Annotated in this window: 17 protein-coding genes; 9 read left to right on the top strand and 8 right to left on the bottom strand. The window is 70.7% G+C overall.

Annotated elements, in window-relative coordinates; genetic code table 11:
* Positions 1 to 8: 8 nt before the first annotated feature.
* Genes I4J89_RS06520 through I4J89_RS06500 form a run of 5 tightly spaced genes read left to right on the top strand, consistent with a single transcriptional unit; the run spans position 9 to position 3657 of the window.
* The gene (locus I4J89_RS06520) at positions 9 to 899 is read left to right on the top strand and encodes an amino acid ABC transporter permease (RefSeq protein ID WP_196412925.1); all 891 of its coding nucleotides are present in this window, start codon (positions 9 to 11) and stop codon (positions 897 to 899) included.
* Complete coding sequence (locus I4J89_RS06515) at positions 872 to 1561, top strand: amino acid ABC transporter ATP-binding protein (protein WP_444876220.1); 690 nt, start codon at positions 872 to 874, stop codon at positions 1559 to 1561. The genes I4J89_RS06520 and I4J89_RS06515 overlap by 28 nt, the downstream gene beginning before the upstream one ends.
* Positions 1562 to 1575: 14 nt before the next feature.
* Positions 1576 to 2544 (top strand): ABC transporter substrate-binding protein, encoded by a 969-nt coding sequence (locus I4J89_RS06510; protein WP_196412924.1) that lies wholly within the window; start codon positions 1576 to 1578, stop codon positions 2542 to 2544.
* A complete protein-coding gene (locus I4J89_RS06505; protein ID WP_196412923.1) occupies positions 2541 to 3239 on the top strand; it encodes a GNAT family N-acetyltransferase in 699 nt (232 codons plus the stop codon). Before I4J89_RS06510 ends, I4J89_RS06505 begins: the two co-directional genes overlap by 4 nt.
* A 4-nt stretch (positions 3240 to 3243) precedes the next feature.
* Positions 3244 to 3657: a PPOX class F420-dependent oxidoreductase gene (locus I4J89_RS06500; RefSeq protein ID WP_196412922.1), complete on the top strand. Its 414-nt coding sequence runs from the start codon at positions 3244 to 3246 to the stop codon at positions 3655 to 3657.
* Here the strand turns inward: I4J89_RS06500 and I4J89_RS06495 are convergent.
* On the bottom strand, positions 3654 to 4004 hold the full coding sequence (locus I4J89_RS06495) for a YrdB family protein (protein WP_196412921.1): 351 nt from the start codon (positions 4002 to 4004) through the stop codon (positions 3654 to 3656). The two genes, I4J89_RS06500 and I4J89_RS06495, sit on opposite strands and share 4 nt — an antisense overlap.
* 81 nt (positions 4005 to 4085) lie before the next feature.
* Between I4J89_RS06495 and I4J89_RS06490 the strand changes: the two genes are divergently transcribed.
* Positions 4086 to 4943 carry a glutathione S-transferase C-terminal domain-containing protein gene (locus I4J89_RS06490; RefSeq protein ID WP_196412920.1) on the top strand — a complete coding sequence of 286 codons (858 nt, stop codon included), beginning with the start codon at positions 4086 to 4088 and terminating at the stop codon, positions 4941 to 4943.
* 805 nt (positions 4944 to 5748) lie between these two features.
* On the opposite strand, the gene I4J89_RS06485 is transcribed toward I4J89_RS06490, so the two are convergent.
* From I4J89_RS06485 to I4J89_RS06470, 4 genes are all read right to left on the bottom strand, one after another.
* Entirely contained in the window at positions 5749 to 6867 is a 1119-nt protein-coding gene (locus I4J89_RS06485; protein ID WP_196412919.1) for an LLM class flavin-dependent oxidoreductase, read from the bottom strand.
* A gap of 112 nt (positions 6868 to 6979) precedes the next feature.
* Positions 6980 to 7441 (bottom strand): LLM class flavin-dependent oxidoreductase, encoded by a 462-nt coding sequence (locus I4J89_RS06480; protein ID WP_230858477.1) that lies wholly within the window; start codon positions 7439 to 7441, stop codon positions 6980 to 6982.
* Complete coding sequence (locus tag I4J89_RS06475) at positions 7438 to 8712, bottom strand: LLM class flavin-dependent oxidoreductase (protein WP_196412918.1); 1275 nt, start codon at positions 8710 to 8712, stop codon at positions 7438 to 7440. The genes I4J89_RS06480 and I4J89_RS06475 overlap by 4 nt, the downstream gene beginning before the upstream one ends.
* The gene (locus I4J89_RS06470) at positions 8705 to 9667 is read right to left on the bottom strand and encodes an LLM class flavin-dependent oxidoreductase (RefSeq protein ID WP_196412917.1); all 963 of its coding nucleotides are present in this window, start codon (positions 9665 to 9667) and stop codon (positions 8705 to 8707) included. The genes I4J89_RS06475 and I4J89_RS06470 overlap by 8 nt, the downstream gene beginning before the upstream one ends.
* 135 nt (positions 9668 to 9802) lie before the next feature.
* On the opposite strand from I4J89_RS06470, the gene I4J89_RS06465 reads away from it, so the two are divergent.
* Entirely contained in the window at positions 9803 to 11536 is a 1734-nt protein-coding gene (locus tag I4J89_RS06465; RefSeq protein ID WP_309238211.1) for a sulfatase-like hydrolase/transferase, read from the top strand.
* On the opposite strand, the gene I4J89_RS06460 is transcribed toward I4J89_RS06465, so the two are convergent.
* Together I4J89_RS06460 and I4J89_RS06455 are read right to left on the bottom strand one after the other, a co-directional pair.
* Positions 11530 to 13413, bottom strand: coding sequence for a propionyl-CoA synthetase (locus I4J89_RS06460; protein WP_196412916.1), 1884 nt, complete (start codon positions 13411 to 13413; stop codon positions 11530 to 11532). The two genes, I4J89_RS06465 and I4J89_RS06460, sit on opposite strands and share 7 nt — an antisense overlap.
* A gap of 592 nt (positions 13414 to 14005) precedes the next feature.
* Positions 14006 to 14614: a TetR/AcrR family transcriptional regulator gene (locus I4J89_RS06455; RefSeq protein WP_309238210.1), complete on the bottom strand. Its 609-nt coding sequence runs from the start codon at positions 14612 to 14614 to the stop codon at positions 14006 to 14008.
* 128 nt (positions 14615 to 14742) lie between these two features.
* Between I4J89_RS06455 and I4J89_RS06450 the strand changes: the two genes are divergently transcribed.
* A complete protein-coding gene (locus tag I4J89_RS06450; protein WP_196412915.1) occupies positions 14743 to 15906 on the top strand; it encodes an acyl-CoA dehydrogenase family protein in 1164 nt (387 codons plus the stop codon).
* Complete coding sequence (locus I4J89_RS06445) at positions 15896 to 16990, top strand: CaiB/BaiF CoA transferase family protein (RefSeq protein ID WP_196412914.1); 1095 nt, start codon at positions 15896 to 15898, stop codon at positions 16988 to 16990. Before I4J89_RS06450 ends, I4J89_RS06445 begins: the two co-directional genes overlap by 11 nt.
* Positions 16991 to 16992: 2 nt before the next feature.
* Here the strand turns inward: I4J89_RS06445 and I4J89_RS06440 are convergent, their stop codons facing one another.
* Positions 16993 to 18063, bottom strand: a complete 1071-nt coding sequence (locus tag I4J89_RS06440; protein WP_196412913.1) for a GGDEF domain-containing protein — start codon at positions 18061 to 18063, stop codon at positions 16993 to 16995.
* Between the last annotated feature and the right edge of the window lie 49 nt (positions 18064 to 18112).

Raw genomic sequence — 18112 nt, 5'->3', positions numbered from 1 at the left:
TCTGCGCCATGAGCGTGCTGTCCCCCCGACGACCCAGGAGCGCCGATCCACCGGCCGCCGGCGACGACCTCGTGGTGGTGCCGGCCCGCCATCGGTGGCGCTGGGCCGCGGTCGCGCTGGTGTTCGTGCTGCTTGCCCAGTTCGTCCACGGCCTGGTCACGAACCCGGGCTGGGACGGGCCCACCTTCTTCGGCTACTTCCTGGAGAAGTCCGTCGTCCAGGCGCTGGGCGTGACGCTGATCCTGACCCTCGCCGGTGCGGTCCTCGGCTTCCTCGGCGGCATCCCGCTGGCGGCGATGCGGCTGTCGAAGAACCCGGTGCTGTCCACGGTCAGCTGGACCTACATCTGGGTGTTCCGCAGCGTGCCGCTGCTCGTACAGCTGCTGTTCTGGGCGAACCTCGGCTACCTCTACGACCGGCTGCGGGTCGGCGTCCCGTTCGGTCCCGGCTGGTCGTTCGCGACAGCCGATCTGGTCAGCCCGTTCGGCGCCGCGCTGCTCGGCCTGGCCCTGCACGAGGCCGCGTTCGCCGGCGAGATCATCCGGGCCGGCCTGCTCTCGGTCGATCAGGGCCAGCACGAGGCGGCTTCCGCGCTCGGCATCCCGCGGCACCGGCAGTTCTTCCGGATCGTGGCGCCGCAGGCGATGCGCGCGATCCTGCCGAACGCCGCGAACCTGCTGGTCAACCTGCTCAAGAGCACGTCCATCGTGTACGTGCTGGCGATCGGCGAGCTGTTCTACCAGGTCCAGGTGATCTACGGACGCAGCGGGCGGGTGGTGCCGCTGCTGATGGTCGCCACGGTCTGGTACGTGATCCTCACCGCCGCCCTGTATCGTTCGGCGCGCTGCACGTACTGCGCGGCGTCGACCTGGTGGCCCACGCCGGCACGGTCACCGTGATCCTCGGGCCGTCCGGCTCCGGCAAGTCGACCCTGCTGCGCTCGATCAACCATCTGGAGAAGGTCGATCGCGGCCTGATCCGGGTCGGTGGCGAGCTGATCGGGTACCGCCAGTCCGGCAACCGGCTGCACGAGCTCAGCGAGCGCCAGATCCTCAAGCAGCGGGCCGGCATCGGCTTCGTCTTCCAGAACTTCAACCTCTTCCCGCACCTGACCGCGCTGGAGAACGTCGCCGAGGCGCCCGTCTCGGCCCTGCGCAGACCCAAGGCCCAGGTGTACGAGCGGGCGCGCGAACTGCTGGCCCGGGTGGACCTCGCCGACAAGGCGGACGCGTACCCCCGGCAGCTCTCCGGCGGACAGCAGCAGCGGGTGGCGATCGCCCGTGCCCTGGCCCTGGAACCCCAGCTCATCCTCTTCGACGAGCCGACCTCCGCGCTCGACCCGGAACTGGTCGGCGAGGTCCTCGACGTGCTGCGCGACCTGGCCGCCACCGGCACCACGATGATCGTGGTGACGCACGAGATCGGCTTCGCCCGCGAGGCGGCCGACAACGTGATCTTCATGGATGAGGGCCAGATCGTCGAGCAGGGGCCGCCCGCACAGGTCCTCGACAACCCCCGGCACGACCGGACCCGGACGTTCCTGTCCAAAGTCCTCATCTGAGAAACGGAGCTCCCATGCGTTCCACCCGATTGGCCGTCGTCCTCGCCGCGGTGACCGCCCTGGCCCTGACCGCCTGCGCGGCACCGGAGGAGGAGCCGGCCGCAGTACCAGCGGCCGCTGCCGTGAAGTTCAACGACAGCCCGGAGCAGAACCGGATCCGGCCGCCCAAGGACGACGCGGCCGCCGCGCTGCTGCCGGCCGCGATCGCCGCGAAGGGCAAGCTGGTCATCGGCGTCGGCGCGGCCGGCTCCGGATTCCCGCCGCTCGCCTTCGCCGCCACCGACAACAAGACGCTGATCGGCAACGAGCCGGACATCGCGGTCGCCATCGCGAGCACCCTCGGCCTCGAGCCGGTCCTGGAGAACACCTCCTGGGAGAACCTGTTCATCGGCCTCGACTCCGGCAAGTTCGACCTGGGCGCCTCGAACATCACCGTCACCGAGGAACGCAAGCTCAAGTACGACTTCGTCAGCTACCGCAAGGACGACCTGGGCTGGCTGGCGAAGAAGGGGTCCGGCCTGACGGTCACCAAGCCCGCCGACATCGCCGGAAAGAAGGTCTCGGTCAGCTCCGGAACCAACCAGGAGAAGATCCTGGTGGAGTGGGCCGACGAGGTGAAGAAGGCGGGCCTCGCCCCGGTCGAGATCAAGTACTACCAGACCAACCAGGCCACCTACCTGGCGCTCGGCTCCGGCCAGACCGACCTGCACCTCGGCCCTAACCCGTCGGCCGCCTACCACGTCGCCACCACCGGCCAGACCGAGATCGTCGGCACGTACTCCGGCGCCGGCGCCACTTCGCAGGGTCTGATCGCGCTCACCACGAAGAAGGACAACGGCCTGGTCAAGGCGTACGCGGCGGCGCTCGACAAGCTGATCGCCTCAGGTGACTACACCAAGATCCTCGGGCGCTGGAACCTCACCAACGAGGCCGTCGACAAGGCCGAGGTGAACCCGCCGGGCCTGCCCATCGAGGGCAAGTGACCCGCTCGCTCGCCGCCGACGCGATCCTGGACAACCCGGCCTGGTCGTCCCTGCGAGGTGCGCACGCCCGTTTCGCCGAGCGGAACGGGCGGGCCGCCCGCTACCAGAGTGACGTCACGCCGTTCCACGCTCTCCAGGATCCTGCCGACCCGCGTGCCTGGGCCGACCTGACGCATCTGGTCGAGCCGGGTGCCGCGGTGACCATCGCCGGCGCCGGCGGGGTGGCCCACCCGGGCTGGGAGGTGGCCGGCAGCATCCCGGGCGTCCAGTTCGTCGACGTGGCGCTGCGGGCCGAACCGGCTCCGGAGGCGGTCCGGCTCGGCGGTTCCGACGTTCCGGAGATCCTCGATCTGATCGCGCGTACCCAGCCCGGGCCGTTCCTGCGGCGCACCGTCGAGCTCGGCACCTACATCGGACTGCGCTCGCCGGAGGGCGCGCTCATCGCGATGGCCGGCGAGCGCCTGCACCCGGCCGGCTGGACCGAGATCAGCGCCGTCTGCACGGATCCGGCGTACCGCGGGCGGGGCCTGGCGACCCGGCTGATCCGGGCTGTGGCCGCCGGCATCCGGGAGCGGAACGAGACGCCGTTCCTGCACACGTCGGCGCGGAACACCGGCGCGATCCGGCTCTACGAGTCGATCGGGTTCGTCCTGCGGCGGCGGACCGACTTCACCGCGTACCGGCGCCTATCCTGAGGAGATGTCCTTCACCGCCGAAGAGATCGCCTACCTCCGTTCCCAGCCGCTCGCGCGGCTGGCCACCGTCGGCGCCGAGGAGCAGCCCGACGTCGTCCCGGTGAGCTTCGAGTTCGACGGCACCGACTTCTGGGTGGGTGGCCCGGGCGAGTCCGTGCTGCGCACCCGCAAGTTCCGCAACGTCACAGCCGGACACGGCCGGGTCGCCCTGGTCGTCGACGACCAGGTCTCCTTCGACCCGTTCATCGCCCGCGGCATCCGCGTCTACGGCGCGGCGACCGGCCCGGTCGAGCGGACCGGGATCGTCGGTCCGGGCTTCTACCTGCGCATCACCCCGGCCGTCTCGTGGAGCTGGAACATGGCCGGCGAGCCGGTCGGCGAGCAGTGGTACCCGGCCCGGCGCGCCGACCATTCCTAGAGCGCCTCCCCGCCGGTGGAGGTCCGCAACGCGTGCAGGGCCCAGCGGTTGACCGCGGCCAGGACGGCGAGCAGCGCCGCGAGCAGCGGATGGCCGGTGACGATCAGAGCGACCGTGCCGCCGCCGAAGACCAGCCACTCCGGGATCAGCCGCAGCGGATCGGGCAGCGGATGGCTCGCCTTCGGGGCGACCCAGCGGCCCCAGACGATCGCGGCCAGCACCGGCAGGCCGATCGCCGCGAGGATCCGGCTCCAGACCGGCCCGGGCGTGTGCCAGCCGCCGTAGGCGAGCGCGGCCAGCGCGCAGAGCTCCAGCACGAACCGCAACCCCAGATTGATCATCCGCATGGCGACTGGTCTATCACGCAAACCCTAGTTCGCCTGTAGGTTTTATTGACTTGGCGGAGGTGGCTGCACCAGAGTGTTTACATGGCGCACCTATCCACCCGGACCCGCCTGGCCAGCCCGGTAGACACCGCGACCTTCGGCGAGTACCGCACCGCACCCGAGACCCGTTTCAACGCCCGGATCACCGAGGACGGGCCGTACACCGCGCGGCCGTTCCGCTACCACTGTTACGGCGGCTGGTTCTGTCCGTGGACCCACCGGGTGGCGATCACCCGCGAGCTCGCCGGACTGCACGACCTCGTCACCATGTCCTACGTGGACGACCAGCGCGACGCCCGGGGCTGGGCGTTCCGCGAGACCCACGGCCCCGACCCGGTCAACGGCTTCACGCTGCTGCGCGAGGCGTACGAGGCGACCGACGAGGACTTCGACGGGCACGTGGCCGTACCGATGCTCTGGGACCGCTTCTCCAGCCGCGTGGTCAGCACCGACGCGGCCGGCATCGGCGTCGACCTGGCCACCCGCTTCCGGCACCTCGCCGACAACCCGGTGGACACGTACCCGGAGGCGCTGCGCGGCGAGATCGAGCGGCTGGACACCTGGATCGGCCCGGCGGTCAATCACGGCGTGACCGCCGCCCGGCACGATCCAGCGGCCCGGGCCGCGCTGCTGGAGGCCTTTGAGCTACTCGACGCCCGGCTCGCACACACCGACTTCCTGGTCGGCGGCGTGCTGACCGAGGCCGACATCCGGCTCTGGGTCACCCTGGTCCGCTACGACGCCGGCCCCAACGCGGACCGCGCGATCAACCCCGGCCTGCATGTCTACCCGCACCTGTCGCGGTACGCACGCCGCCTCTACGGGATCCCGGCCTTCCGCGACACCACCCGCTTCGCCTCGTTCACCACCCCGGGCGCGCGCCCTCCCGCATGGAAGTGACGGGCCGCAGCGCCTGAGGGAAGACCATTTGGGGTACGCGTTCACGCGGTGTCCTCCACGTTCCCGCGCGAGCTGACTGCCTACACCCGGCCCTACAGCGCCCGCCGGGCCGGGACGGTGCCATCCGCTTGCGGTTAGCAGCGCCAGTCGCGGTCGGCGGTGGCCGCCCCCGGCCGCCGAGGTGCCTGCTCGCGGCATGCAGGGCCGGTCACGCCCGGCAGGTGGCTGCTATCCAGCCGCCGGAGTGCCCACTCGCGATTCGCAGGGCCGGTCACGCCCGGCCGATGCTGCTATCCAGCCGCCGGAGTGCCCACTCGCGGTTTCGAGGGCCGGTCACGGCCGGCCGGTGGTCGCCGTCCAGCCGCCCGGGCATGGCGGGTGTGGTGTGGATCGGCGAGACAGCCGCTGCTGCTAGCTCGGTGGTCGACAAGGCGGGGTTTTGCGGGCCGGCTGTGCGCCAGGGCTGCTTCAACTGCCTTGGAAGCAGCCCTCGCGCACAGCCGAATGATCAAACAGGCCGAGAAAGCGGGGTCAGCTGTGTCTGAGGGCTGTCACCACCTCCCGCGCCGGGCTGGGCCGGGCTGGGCTCAGGTGGGCCGCCGCGTGTGGGCTCACGGCGGGACTGCCGCCCCGGCCAATTCCGAGATGGCCGCCTGCCAGACCTGGACCGCGAGGATGGCGACAGGGCTTCCGTAGTCAGGGTCCCCAAGCGGTGATCTTGCTTGGCCCACGCTCAACGCTGTCTCAACGGCCGCCAGACAGCACCCACGTTGGGCCGGACAAGACCCCTGACCACGGAAGGCCTCTAGGCGCTCCACTCCTTCGCGAGCAACTCGTAGGAGCGGACCCGGTCGGCGTGATCGTGGGCGATCGTGGTGATCAGGAGCTCGTCGGCGCCGGTTACCCGCTGGAGGGTGCGCAGCCGCGCGGCCACGGTCTGCGGTGACCCGACGAACTGCGTGGACACCCGGTCCGCCACGAGCGACCGGGACTGATCGGTCCACTCGTACGCCCGCGCCTCTGCGATGCTGGGGAACGGCACCGCGCCGAGGCCGGTGCGGATGCTGTGCACCCATAGGGCGTATGGCGCCGCCAGGCGCCGAGCCGTGGCGTCGTCCTCGGCGACCAGCACGTCGGCCGAGACCATCAGGCGCGGCGCGGCCAGCGCCGCGGACGGTACGAACGACTCCCGGTACGCCTCCACCGCCTCGAGGATCTTCGCCGGGGCGACGTGGTAGTTCGCGGCGAACGGCAGTCCCCGTGCCCCCGCCGTGCGCGCGCTCTCCCCGCCGCTGCTGCCCAGCAGCCACACCTGGAGGTCGGCGCCGAGGCCGGGCACCGCGCTCACCTCGTTGCCCTCGCCGTCGGAGTAGGGGCCGGCGAGCAGCGCGAAGATCTGGTCGAGGATCTCGTTCAGCGGCAGCGGCTCGGCGCCCGGCTGGGACAGCAGGCTGCTCGCCAGCGCGGTCCGCTTGGACGCGAAGATCGGCGCCCAGGAGAACGGCTTCGGGATGAGCAGGCCGTCGACGACCTCTTCCTCCTGCGGCGCCGCGTGTTTGGCCTGCTCCCGCAGCGCCTCCTTCTTGGCCTGCCCGGAGCGGCCCAGGCCGAGGTCGAAGCGGCCCGGGTAGAGGGCGTCGAGCAGCCCGAACTGTTCCACGATCGACAGCGCGGTCTGGTGGCCGGTCTGCACCGCGCCGGAGCCGAGCCGGATGTGGTCGGTGACGGCCGCGATCTGCCCGAGCAGCAGCGCCGGCTGGGCGCTGGCCACGCCGGGCGTGAAGTGGTGCTCGGCCACCCAGTACCGGTGGTATCCGAACTGCTCGGCCCGGCGGGCGAGATCGAGCGTGCGGCGCAGGGCGTCACCCACGTCGCCGCCGGCGACCAGCGGGGCGAGGTCCAGGATCGAGAGGGGTACGGGCATGGCTACCGCCCTTTCAGTCGGCGTAACACGGGGGCGATGTCGCTGGCGAACAGTTCCAGGCCGGCCCGGTTCTGCTTCTCGGTGAGTCCCTCGGTGTCGGCGCTCAGGTGGGTCACCTCGTGACCGAACCGCTCGTGATAGCGGTGCACCTTGTCGATGATCTGCTGCGGGCGGCGTAGAACCCGGCGCTGCCGGCCCCGATGCGGATCGCCGCCGGGTCGTGGCCGTGGTGCGCCCACCGTTCCCGGTAGTAGTCGATCAACTCGGCATACGGCTCGATCGGGTTGGTCACGTAGGCGGAGAACAGCGGATCGCCGTAGGAGGCCGCGAGATCGACCGACGCCTTGCTGGTCGCGCTGCCGTGCCAGACGGTGATCGGCTGCTGGAGCGGCCGCGGCCAGGTCTCGGCCTCGGTCAGCGACGGCCGGTACCTACCGGACCAGGTGACCTTGTCGAGCAGGCTGAGCGTGGTGACGCCGGTCCAGAGCTTGATGCGGGAGGTGCGCGCCGCGCGCTGCTGGATGCTCTTCGACCTGTCGATCCAGGTGATCAGGCTGAGCAGCAGGAACCTCATGCCGGTGGCAGTCCGAGATGACCCCGCAGGGTGGTGGTCTCGTACCCGGTACGGAAGACGCCCCGCTCCTGGAGCAACGGGACCACCTGGTCCACGAAGTCGTCGAGGCCGGCCGGGGTCAGGTGCGAGACGAGGATGAAGCCGTCACACGCCTCGGTCTGCACGTACTCGTTGAGCTGTTCGGCGACGCGTCCGGGCGTACCGATGAAATTCTGCCTGCCGGTCACCTCGATGATCAGGTCTCGGATGCTGAGGTTCTTCGCCTCGGCCTTCGCCCGCCACTCGGCGGCGGTCTTGAGGCGGTCCGGGTACATGCCGGCCCGGCCCTTGATGATGGTGTCGTCCTCGTCCAGGACCGGATCGACCGAGGGCAGCGGACCGTCCGGGTCGTAGCCGGAGAGGTCCTGGTTCCAGAGCTGTTCCAGGAGCAGGATCGCGGTCTGCGGGCTGACCTGCACGCGCCGGATGTGGTGCGCCTTCTCCTGGGCGTCGGCGTCGCTGTACCCCAGCACGTAGGAGACGCCAGGGATGATCTTCAGGCTGTCCGGGTCGCGGCCGTGCTTGGCCACCCGTTCCTTGACGTCGCGGTAGAACCGCCGCGCGTCGTCGAGCTGGTGGTGCCGGGAGAAGATCGCGTCGGCGTGCTGGGCGGCGAGCTCCCGGCCGCCGGCCGAGTCACCGGCCTGGAGCACCACCGGATGGCCCTGCGGGCTGCGCGGCACCCCGAACCGGCCGCGGATGCCGAACTGGCTGCTGTCGACGGCGAACTCGCCGCCGTCGGAGTCCCACAGGGTCCGGGCGGCCTGGATGAACTCGGCGGCCCGCACATAGCGGTCGTCGTAGTCGAGGAAGCCGCCGCGGCGGAAGTTGGCGCCGAAGAACGGGCCGGGCGAGGTGACCACGTTCCACGCCGCCCGGCCGCCGGAGAGGTGGTCCAGGGTGGCCAGCTGGCGGGCCAGCTCGTACGGCTCGTGGTAGGTCGCGTTGAGCGTGCCGGCCAGGCCGAGCCGCTCGGTGACCGCGGCCAGGGCGGTAAGCACGGTCAGCGTGTCCGGGCGGCCGACCACGTCCAGGTCGTGGATGAGTCCCCGCTGCTCGCGCAGCCGCAGGCCCTCGGCCAGGAAGAAGAAGTCGAACAGGCCGCGTTCGGCGGTACGTGCCAGGTACTCGAAGGAGTCGAAGTCGATCTGGCTGCCGGACCGCGGGTCGCTCCAGACGGTCGTGTTGTTCACGCCCGGAAAGTGCGCGGCGAGGATGATCTGCTTAGGCACGCCCGGCCTCCTGGTAGCGGTTGACGGCCACCGGCAGGCCGAGCCGGTCGCGCAGCGTGGACTTCTCCGAGGGCGTGAACAGGCCACGCCGTCGCAGCTCCGGGACGAGTTCGCGGGTGATCGCGGTGAGGTCGTGCGGCAGTCGTCCCGGCCGCAGCCGGAAGCCGTCGAGGCCCGCTCGCGCCCAACCCTGGATCAGGTCTGCGATCTGCTGCACGGTGCCGCCTTCGCCCAGGTGCACGACCACATCGGCATAGACCTTGAGCCGACGGTCCAGCTTCCCGATGATCCTGGCGGCGTCATCGGCGTCGGACGGGGTGATGAAGACCAGGTCCGCGGAACGGGCGGCGAACTCCCAGGCCACCGGGATGTGCGCGAGCGCGGCGACCACCGGCTGTCCCTGCGGCGGCCGCGGCACGATCGACGGGCCCTTCACCGAGAAGTACGGCCCGTCGAAGTCGATGTAGTGCAGCCGCTCCCGGTCGATGAACCGCCCGGTGGCGATGTCCTTGATGATCGCGTCGTCCTGCCAGCTGTCCCAGAGCCGGCGCACCACCTCGACCGCGTCGGCCGCCTCGGCGAACAGCTCCTCGACGCCGAGCGGCTCCCGGCGGCCCAGCAGCGCGGCCTCGGCCGGGTCGCCGGAGACCCGTGGCTGCCAGCCGGCGCGGCCGTTGCTGACGTAGTCAAGCGTGGCCAGGGCGGTGGACAGGTGGAACGGCTCGGTGTGGGTGGTGGTGGCGACCGGCACCAGCCCGATGTGCCGGGTCAGCGGGGCGACGCGTGCCGCGACCAGCACCGCGTCCGGTCTGCCACCCCCGGCCGGCGGCCCGAAGGTGTCCTCGAACGTCACGAAGTCGAGCCGGGCGTCGTCGGCCTCCCGCGCCAGATCGACCCAGCGGTCCGCGTCGAAGTGCCGCCCGTCCAGGGCGACCGCCAGATGCAGTCCGGTCATGCGGGAAACCCCCATCATCCTCTTTCCTTATTTCCTATAGCTGAAATAGGAGATTGGCAAGGGAAGGTGACGCGGCGGACAGAGCATTTGGTCACCGCACTGAACCATCCCGGCGGACCATGCGTTCCCTCTGACGTGCAGCCGACAGACCTCGCCGACCCGCAGCCGACGCCGATGCCGGACGAACAGCCGAAACCGGACCAGGCGGTCCCGGAGGAGAAGAAAGAGCCCGGACGCGTACGCCGGCTGTTGAACCACCCCAAGGTCGCGCTGAGCCTGACCGTCCTGGCCTGCCTGATCGTCTTCGCCGCGCTGCTCTATCCGAACGTTCTCAAGCGCCTCTCGATCGGCGGGTTCGCCCGCATCCCGATCGAGGCGGCCATCGGCATCGCCGTCCTGGTCTTCCTGCCTCGCCGCCCCCGCGTCATCCTCGCCTCGATCGGCGGGGTCGTCCTGGGCTGGCTGGTCATCGAGAAGTCCCTGGACATGGGCTGGTTCGAGACCCTGGCCCGGCCGTTCGACCCGGTGCTGGACTGGGTGCTGCTCGACGACACGTACGGCTTCATCCGCGACTCGTACGGGCAACTCGCCGCCTACGGCGCGGTCGCCGGTGCCCTGCTCGGGGCCGTCCTGGCGATCGCCCTGATCATCTGGGCCGTGTTGCGGGTGACCGAGCTGGTCGCCGGTCACCGCAAGGTCTCGGCGTACACCGCGGGCGGGATCACCGCCGTCTGGGTTGCGGCGCTGCTGCTCGGCGTACAGATCGTCCCGAACGTGCCGGTCGCCGCCCGCTCCACCGCGACCTACGCCTGGGATCGCGCCCACCAGGCGCGGGCCGGTCTGGCCGACGAGGCGAAATTCGCCAAGGAGGTCGCGGCCGACCCGTTCAAGACCGCCACCGGTGACCAGCTGCTCACCGGGCTGCGCGGCAAGGACGTGATCTTCACGTTCGTGGAGAGCTACGGCCGCAACGCCCTCGAGGCACCCGAAACGGCCTCCGGCGTCGACGCCGTGCTCGACAGCCGTAGCGGCCAGCTCCAGCAGGCCGGGTTCGCCGCCCGCAGCGGCTGGCTCACCTCACCCACCTTCGGCGGCAACAGCTGGCTGGCCCACTCCACGCTGCTCTCCGGCCTCTGGATCAACAACCAGAGCCGGTACCGCAACCTCACCGCCAGCGACCGGCTCACCGTGACCAGCTCCTTCAAGCGGGCCGGCTGGGACACCGTCAGCGTCATGCCGGGCGCCACCCGCGCCTTCCCGGAGGGCGCGTTCTACGGCTACAACCGGGTCTGGGACTCACGCAACCTCGGCTACCAGGGCCCGCGGTTCAGCTGGGCGCAGATGCCCGACCAGTACACGCTCAAGAAGTTCACCGAGCTCGAGTACGCCAAGCCGGACCGGCAGCCGCTGATGGTCGAGATGCCGCTGGTCTCCAGCCACACCCCGTGGGCGCCCATCCCGTCGTTCATGGACTGGGAGAAGGTCGGCGACGGCTCGATCTACCACGAGACGGTGGCCAACGCGCCGAAGAAGAGCGAGATCTGGGACAGCTCGAACAAGGTCCGCGCCGAGTACGGCAAGTCGATCCAGTACACGCTGACCAGCGTGCTCGACTGGGTGCAGAAGTACGGCGACGAGAACCTGGTGCTCGTCTTCCTGGGCGACCACCAGCCGTCCAAGGTGGTCTCCGGTGAGAAATACGGCCGCGACGTGCCGATCACCATCGTGGCCCGTGATCAGGCCGTCCTCGACAAGATCGGCTCCTGGAACTGGACCGAGGGGCTGAAGCCGGCGAAGGACGCACCGGTCTGGCCGATGAACGCCTTCCGCGACCGCTTCCTCACCGCGTTCGGCTCTTCCACTCACTGACGCGGCGTACGCAACAGCGGGCGCAAAGCCTCCAGCACGTCGGGATTCTCGATCGTGGACGGCACCGGCTCGTCCCGGCCGTCCGCGATCCCCCGCATCGTGCCCCGCAGGATCTTGCCGGAGCGGGTCTTCGGCAGGGCGGCGACCACGTCCACCCGGCGCAGCGCGGCGACCGGCCCGATCCGGTCCCGCACCCGCGCCACCAGCTCCGCCTCCAGCCGCTCCGGGTCGGTCGCCAGCCCGCTCTTGACCACCACGAAGCCGCGCGGCACCTGACCCTTGAGCAGGTCGCCGACGCCGATCACGGCGCACTCGGCGACCGCCGGATGCGCGGCGAGAACCTCCTCCATGGCGCCCGTGGACAGCCGGTGCCCGGCCACGTTTATCACGTCGTCGGTGCGGCCGAGCACGTACAGATAACCGTCCTCGTCGAACATCCCGCCGTCGCCGGTCAGGTAGTTGCCCTGGAACGCGGTGAGGTACGAGCGCACGTACCGCTCGTCGTCCTGCCAGAGCGTCGGCAGGCACCCCGGCGGCAGCGGCAACCCGATCACGATGGCGCCCTCCTGACCCGGCGGCACGGCGGTCCCCGCCTCGTCGACGACCCGCACCCGGTAACCGGGCATCGGCACCGACGGCGAACCCGGACGGGTCGGCAGCTCCTCCAGCCCGCGCGGGCTCGCCGCGATCGGCCAGCCGGTCTCGGTCTGCCACCAGTTGTCGATCACCGGTACGCCGAGCAGGTCACCGGCCCACGCGTACGTCTGCGTGTCGAGCCGCTCCCCGGCCAGGAAGAACAACCGCAGCGCGCGCAGATCGCACCCCTCGAGCAGCTTGCCCTCCGGGTCCTCCTTCCGGATCGCCCGGATCGCCGTCGGCGCGGTGAACATCGCCGCCACCCGGTGCTCCGCGGCCACCCGCCAGAACGCACCCGCGTCCGGGGTGCCGACCGGCTTGCCCTCGTAGAGAATCGTGGTCGCGCCGGTGAGCAGCGGTCCGTACACGATGTACGAGTGCCCGACCACCCAGCCCACGTCGGACGCCGCCCAGAACACCTCGCCCGGGCGTACCCCGAAGATGTTCTCCATCGACCACCGCAACGCGACCGCATGGCCGCCGTTGTCCCGGACCACGCCCTTGGGCCGGCCGGTCGTCCCCGAGGTGTAGAGGATGTAGAGCGGATCGGTGGCCCGCACCGGCACACACTCCGCCGGTTCCGCCTCCGCGACCGCCTCCGCCCAGGTCAAATCCTCTTTGCCCAGAGTCGCCGGCGCCTCCGGACGTTGCAGCATCACGAGACGGTCCGGCCGGTGCGCGGACTCGGCGAGCGCCGCGTCGAGCATCGGCTGGTAGGGCACCACCCGCCCGGCCTCGATCCCGCATGAACTCGCCACGATCACCCGCGGCCGGGCGTCGTCGATGCGCGCGGACAGCTCCCGCGCCCCGAACCCGCCGAAGACCACCGAATGCACCGCGCCGAGCCGGGCACAGGCCAGCATCGCGATGACCGCCTCGGGCACCATCGCCATGTAGATCACCACGCGATCGCCCGGCCCCACCCCGAGCCGCCGCAACGCTCCCGCGAAGAGCGCGACCTCATCACGCAGCTCCCGGAACGAATACGCCCGCACCACCCCGGTCACCGGACTGTCATAGATCAACGCCGGCTGCTCCCCGCGACCGGAGTCGACGTGCCGGTCCACGGCGTTGTGACAGGTGTTCAGCTCGGCATCGGGAAACCAGCGGAAGATCGGCGCCTCAGTGTCGTCCAGAATCCGCTCCGGCTCCCGATGCCAGTCAATCCCGGCAGCGGCCTCCCGCCAGAATCCCTCCGGGTCGGTGATGCTGCGCTCGTACGCCTCCCGATAAGCACCCATGATCTGACGCTGCCTCCCGCCGCGCCGTTTGTCCACCTTCGCTTTCCGCTCACGCTTCTTCGCGGTACGCGCACCCACCGTCCCGCCGAATCGGACCGCTCCCGCCCTCCCACGCGAGCCCACCACACCCCAAGGCCGCAACGCGACCGCCGGGCCCATGCAGGCGGTCCCCCTCCCCACCGCCGCACCCCACCCCCACCGCGTCACGCTGACCGTGACGCATCAGGGTCTTGTCCGGCCCAACGTGGGTGCTGTCTGGAGGCCGTGGAGACAGCCTTGAGCATGGCCAAGCAAGATCACCGCTTGGGGACCCTGACTACGGAAGCCATCCAGTCCAAGGCCGCCGTAACGTGCGGCACCGACGGCCGGGCCCGCTCAGCTGGCCGTTACGCATCGACCGGGCGCCATGACATGGCTCGGCGCCAGGTGGGCTCCAGTGGGCAGTCCCACCTGCGGCGTCTGCCCTCGAGTGCCGGTGCGGGCTGTGGTGGCTGGCCGGGTCCTGCGCGGCGCCGGGCACACACTCTAAGGCGTCCTAGGAGGCTAGGCTCAAGACGGGCCGGATGAGCTGGTGGGAGGAGGGCTCGGTCGGTCAGCGGGCTTGGGGGAAGACCTGGTCCACCATGGTGAGCAAGGTTGTCGTCAGCAGGGTGTGCACCTGGTCGCGGTTCAGGGCTCCCCGCTGCAGCCACTCCCGGCCGGTGTAGATGGCCAGGCCTACATAGGAGCGGGCCATGCCGCGCAGCGCCTCGGGTGGCTGGTCACCCAGGCCGAAGGCGGCGAGCACGCCGTCCGCGGCGACGTCGACCGCCTCGGAGATCACCGCGTCCACGTCGGTGTCTCCGGCTATGCCGCCGGCGGAGATGGCGGCCAGCCAGGAGGTGCTGTGCCGGGAGACGACGTCGAGGAACCAGTTCACCATGGCGTCGGCTCGTTGGTGGGGTTCGCCTTCGGCCAGGCGCTCCACGGCCACCGAAGGCACGGTGAGCATGACTCTTACGACTTCTAGATATAAATCCTTTTTCGTGCCGAAGTAGTGGTTCACCAGCCCCCGCGCGACCCCGGCGATCCGGGCCACGTCGGTGGTCGAGACCTCGGCGTACGGCTTCTCGCCGAACAGCCGGATCGCCACGGAGAGGATCTGCTCGCGCCGGGTGTCCGGTTCCAGCCGGCGGCGACGGGCCGCCTCGACATGCACCACAGCGCGACCTTACGTCACCTAGATTCATCGGGTTCCGCGCCGATGCGGTGATCGGCCGTAACGATGAATGGCGAGAATTCAGATCAGGGCTTATTGACACATCGCCAATAGTGCCCGAGGGTGAGTCGATGCCCACCCCTGGATTGGATGGCTACGCCGAGCCGTGGCGCAAGCCGGAACACGACGACCTGGCCGACCTGGCCCGCACCTTCTTCACGAAGGAGGTGCTGCCGCACGCCGGCCGCCTGGAGAGGCAGGGCCATCCCGACCGCGAGCACTACCGCCGGGCCGGCGAGCTGGGCCTGCTCGGCCTCTCCGTGCCGGAGCAGTACGGCGGCGGGGGCGGCGACTTCACCCACGAGGCCGTGCTGCTGCACGAGCAGACGATGACCGGCGAGGGCAGCCTCGGCCTGGCCGTGCACAGCGGCATCGTCACCGGCTACATCAGCGAGTACGGCTCCGAGGAGCAGAAACAGCGCTGGTTGCCCGGCCTGTGTTCCGGAGACCTGATCGGCGCGATCGCGATGACCGAGCCGGACGGCGGCTCGGACGTGCAGGCGATCCGCACGAAAGCGGTCCGCGACGGTGAGGACTACCTGGTCACCGGTGCGAAGACGTTCATCACCAACGGCGGCCTCGCGGACCTGTTGATCCTCGCGGTGAAGACCGACCAGTCCGCCAAGGCGCACGGCATCTCGCTGCTGGTCTGCGAGCTCACCGGCGACCCGCCCGGCTTCCGCCGCGGCCGCAACCTGGAGAAGATCGGCCTGCACGCCAACGACACGGCCGAGCTGTTCTTCGACGAGTTCCGCGTCAGCGCGGACAACCTGCTGGGCACCGAGAACGCCGGTTTCATCCAGCTCATGCAGCAGCTGCCGCAGGAGCGGCTGGTCATCGGTGTCGGCGCGGTCGCCGCCATGCAGCGCGCGGTCGAGCTGGCCACGGCGTACGCGAAGGAGCGCACCGCCTTCGGCAAACCCCTGATCGGGCACCAGAACACCCGGATGGTGCTGGCCGAGTGCGCCACCCGGACCCGGGCGTCCCGGATCTTCCTGGACGACTGCATCGCCCGGCACTCCCGTGGTGAGCTGGACGTGGCGACCGCCGCGATGGCCAAGCTGTATCTCACCGAGGGGCAGTGCGACGTGGTCGACCGGTGCCTGCAGATCTTCGGCGGCTACGGATACACCACCGAGTACCCGATCGCCCGGATGTACGCGGACGCCCGGGTCCAGAAGATCTACGGCGGCACGAACGAGATCATGAAGGAGCTGATCGCGCGTGTCCTCTGAGCGTCCCCCGCTGGCCGGCGTCAAGGTCGTCGAGCTGGCCGGCCTGGCTCCCGGACCGTTCGGTTGCATGGTCCTCGCCGACCTCGGCGCCGACGTCGTGCTGGTGGACCGGCCCAGCGGCACCGGACCGCTCGTCCCGCAGGCCGGTCCGCTTCAGCGCAACCGCCGCACGGTGGCCCTGGACCTGAAGTCCGAGTCCGGCCTGGCCGGCCTGCTGAGTCTGATCGAGCAGGCCGACGTCCTGGTGGAGGGCTATCGCCCGGGCGTCGCGGAACGGCTCGGCTTCGGCCCGGCGGCCTGCGAGAAGATCAACCCCAGACTTGTGTACGCGCGGATGACCGGCTGGGGACAGGACGGTCCGCTGGCCCCCGCCGCCGGGCACGACATCGACTACCTCGCGATCGCCGGTGCCCTGGAGCCGCTGGGCCGTCCCGGCGAGAACCCGCACGCGCCGATCAACCTGCTCGCCGACTTCGCCGGAGGCGGCATGCTGCTGGCCGTCGGGGTGCTGGCCGCCCTGCTGGAACGGGAGCGCTCCGGTCGCGGCCAGGTCGTCGACGCGGCGATGGTGGACGGGTCCGCGCTGCTCACCACGTTTCTGCACGGCATGGTCGCGGGCGGGATGTGGCCCGGCGGCCGCGGGGAGAACCTGCTCGACGGCGGGGCGCCGTTCTACGACACGTACCGGACGTCGGACGGCGGCTATCTCGCGGTCGGCGCGCTGGAACCGCAGTTCTACCGGGCGCTGCTGACCGGCCTCGGGCTGGACAGCGACGAGCGGCTGCCGCACCAGATGGACCGGTCCGGCTGGCCGGAGCTGCGGCGGATCTTCACCGAGCGGTTCGCGGAACGCACCCGCGACGAGTGGGAGCAGGCCTTCGCCGGACTGGACGCCTGTGTGAGCCCGGTGCTCACCCCGGCCGAGGCACCGGCCCACCCGCACAACCGGGCCCGCGGGACGTTCGTCGAGGTGGGCGGCGTGCCACAGCCGGCCCCCGCACCGCGATTCGACCGTACGCCGGCCGCCGTGCCCACGCCGCCCCGGCCGGCCACCGTGACCGACGTCCTGGAGTCCTGGAAGTAGAACTACGCGGCGCGGGGGTGGCCGCGCTTGTCCCGGTACATGGCGGCGTCGGCCTCCGCGCTCAGCGCGTCGAGGCCGGCGTCACCGCCCTCGGGGCGGAACGCCACTCCGGCGCTGACTCCCACGGTCACCTCGCGGCCGTCGCCGATGTCCACCGGCTTGCGGATCGCGTCCCGGATCCGCACCACCGCCCGGGCGACCGCCGCGGTGCCGGCCTCCGGGAGCAGCACCAGGAACTCGTCGCCGCCGAGCCGGCCGGCCAGGCCCTCCGAGCCGAGCGTGTCGGTCAGCCGGACACCCACCTCGTGCAGCAGCCGGTCCCCGGCCGCATGCCCGTGATCGTCGTTGACCTGCTTGAACCCGTTCAGGTCGAGCAGCAGCACGGCGAGCGGACGACCGGTGAACCGATCGGCGTACCCGGCCAGCTGCGCGCGGTTGGGTAGCCCGGTGAGCGGGTCGTGGGTGGCCTGGTGCTGCAACGCTCGCCGGGTCTCGTTGAGGGTGGCGAGCTGGCGCGCGAAGGCCAGCGACTGGAAGCCGGTGACCAGGGCGATCAGCAGGTTGATCAGCCCGGCGAAGAAGAGGTCGCGTACGCCGGAGGCGCCGTTCGCGCCGGAGATGGCGGCGGCGAACGCCGCGGTGGTGATGGCCCAGGCCAGCAGCGCGCCGGCGAGCTGGTGCCGGACGGCGGCGACCACCACCGGCACGGCCAGGATCGGCCAGGAGACGTCGCCGCTGTAGCGCTCGGAGTAGGCCACGAGACCGGCGATGACCAGGATGTCGAGGGCCACCTGCATGGCGCTGAACAGTGCGTAGCGCGGGGACGCGGGGCGCAGCAGGCCGGCCAGCGCGAGCGCGTTGGCGACGGCCATGGCGGCCACTCCGGCGTAGCCGATCGCGCGCTGTGCCGGCGAGGCCGACTCGAAGGCGGTGCCCCCGACGCCGAAAACGAACAGCATCGTGGCGATCATCCCGAGACCGCGGCTGAGCAGCGCGCTCTTCTCCATCGTCCGGCGACGGGTCAGCAGCGTGTCGTCGACGGACTCCTCACCGGTCCCGGTCAGCCACCGCATATGTGTCCCATCGGCAGCCCGCTGGCCGCTATGAGAAGTGGAACGGCGT

The sequence above is a fragment of the Actinoplanes aureus genome (assembly GCF_015704865.1).
Lineage (GTDB): Bacteria > Actinomycetota > Actinomycetes > Mycobacteriales > Micromonosporaceae > Actinoplanes > Actinoplanes aureus.
This window is presented reverse-complemented; position numbering and strand designations above follow the sequence as displayed.

Excerpts from the sequence above, each read along its gene's own strand:
- I4J89_RS06520 (WP_196412925.1), top strand. The coding sequence starts at position 9 with ATGAGCGTGCTGTCCCCCCGACGACCCAGGAGCGCCGATCCACCGGCC.
- I4J89_RS06510 (WP_196412924.1), top strand. The coding sequence starts at position 1,576 with ATGCGTTCCACCCGATTGGCCGTCGTCCTCGCCGCGGTGACCGCCCTG.
- I4J89_RS06500 (WP_196412922.1), top strand. The coding sequence starts at position 3,244 with ATGTCCTTCACCGCCGAAGAGATCGCCTACCTCCGTTCCCAGCCGCTC.
- I4J89_RS06495 (WP_196412921.1), bottom strand. The coding sequence starts at position 4,004 with ATGCGGATGATCAATCTGGGGTTGCGGTTCGTGCTGGAGCTCTGCGCG.
- I4J89_RS06490 (WP_196412920.1), top strand. The coding sequence starts at position 4,086 with ATGGCGCACCTATCCACCCGGACCCGCCTGGCCAGCCCGGTAGACACC.
- I4J89_RS06485 (WP_196412919.1), bottom strand. The coding sequence starts at position 6,867 with ATGCCCGTACCCCTCTCGATCCTGGACCTCGCCCCGCTGGTCGCCGGC.
- I4J89_RS06480 (WP_230858477.1), bottom strand. The coding sequence starts at position 7,441 with ATGAGGTTCCTGCTGCTCAGCCTGATCACCTGGATCGACAGGTCGAAG.
- I4J89_RS06470 (WP_196412917.1), bottom strand. The coding sequence starts at position 9,667 with ATGACCGGACTGCATCTGGCGGTCGCCCTGGACGGGCGGCACTTCGAC.
- I4J89_RS06460 (WP_196412916.1), bottom strand. The coding sequence starts at position 13,413 with ATGGGTGCTTATCGGGAGGCGTACGAGCGCAGCATCACCGACCCGGAG.
- I4J89_RS06450 (WP_196412915.1), top strand. The coding sequence starts at position 14,743 with ATGCCCACCCCTGGATTGGATGGCTACGCCGAGCCGTGGCGCAAGCCG.
- I4J89_RS06440 (WP_196412913.1), bottom strand. The coding sequence starts at position 18,063 with ATGCGGTGGCTGACCGGGACCGGTGAGGAGTCCGTCGACGACACGCTG.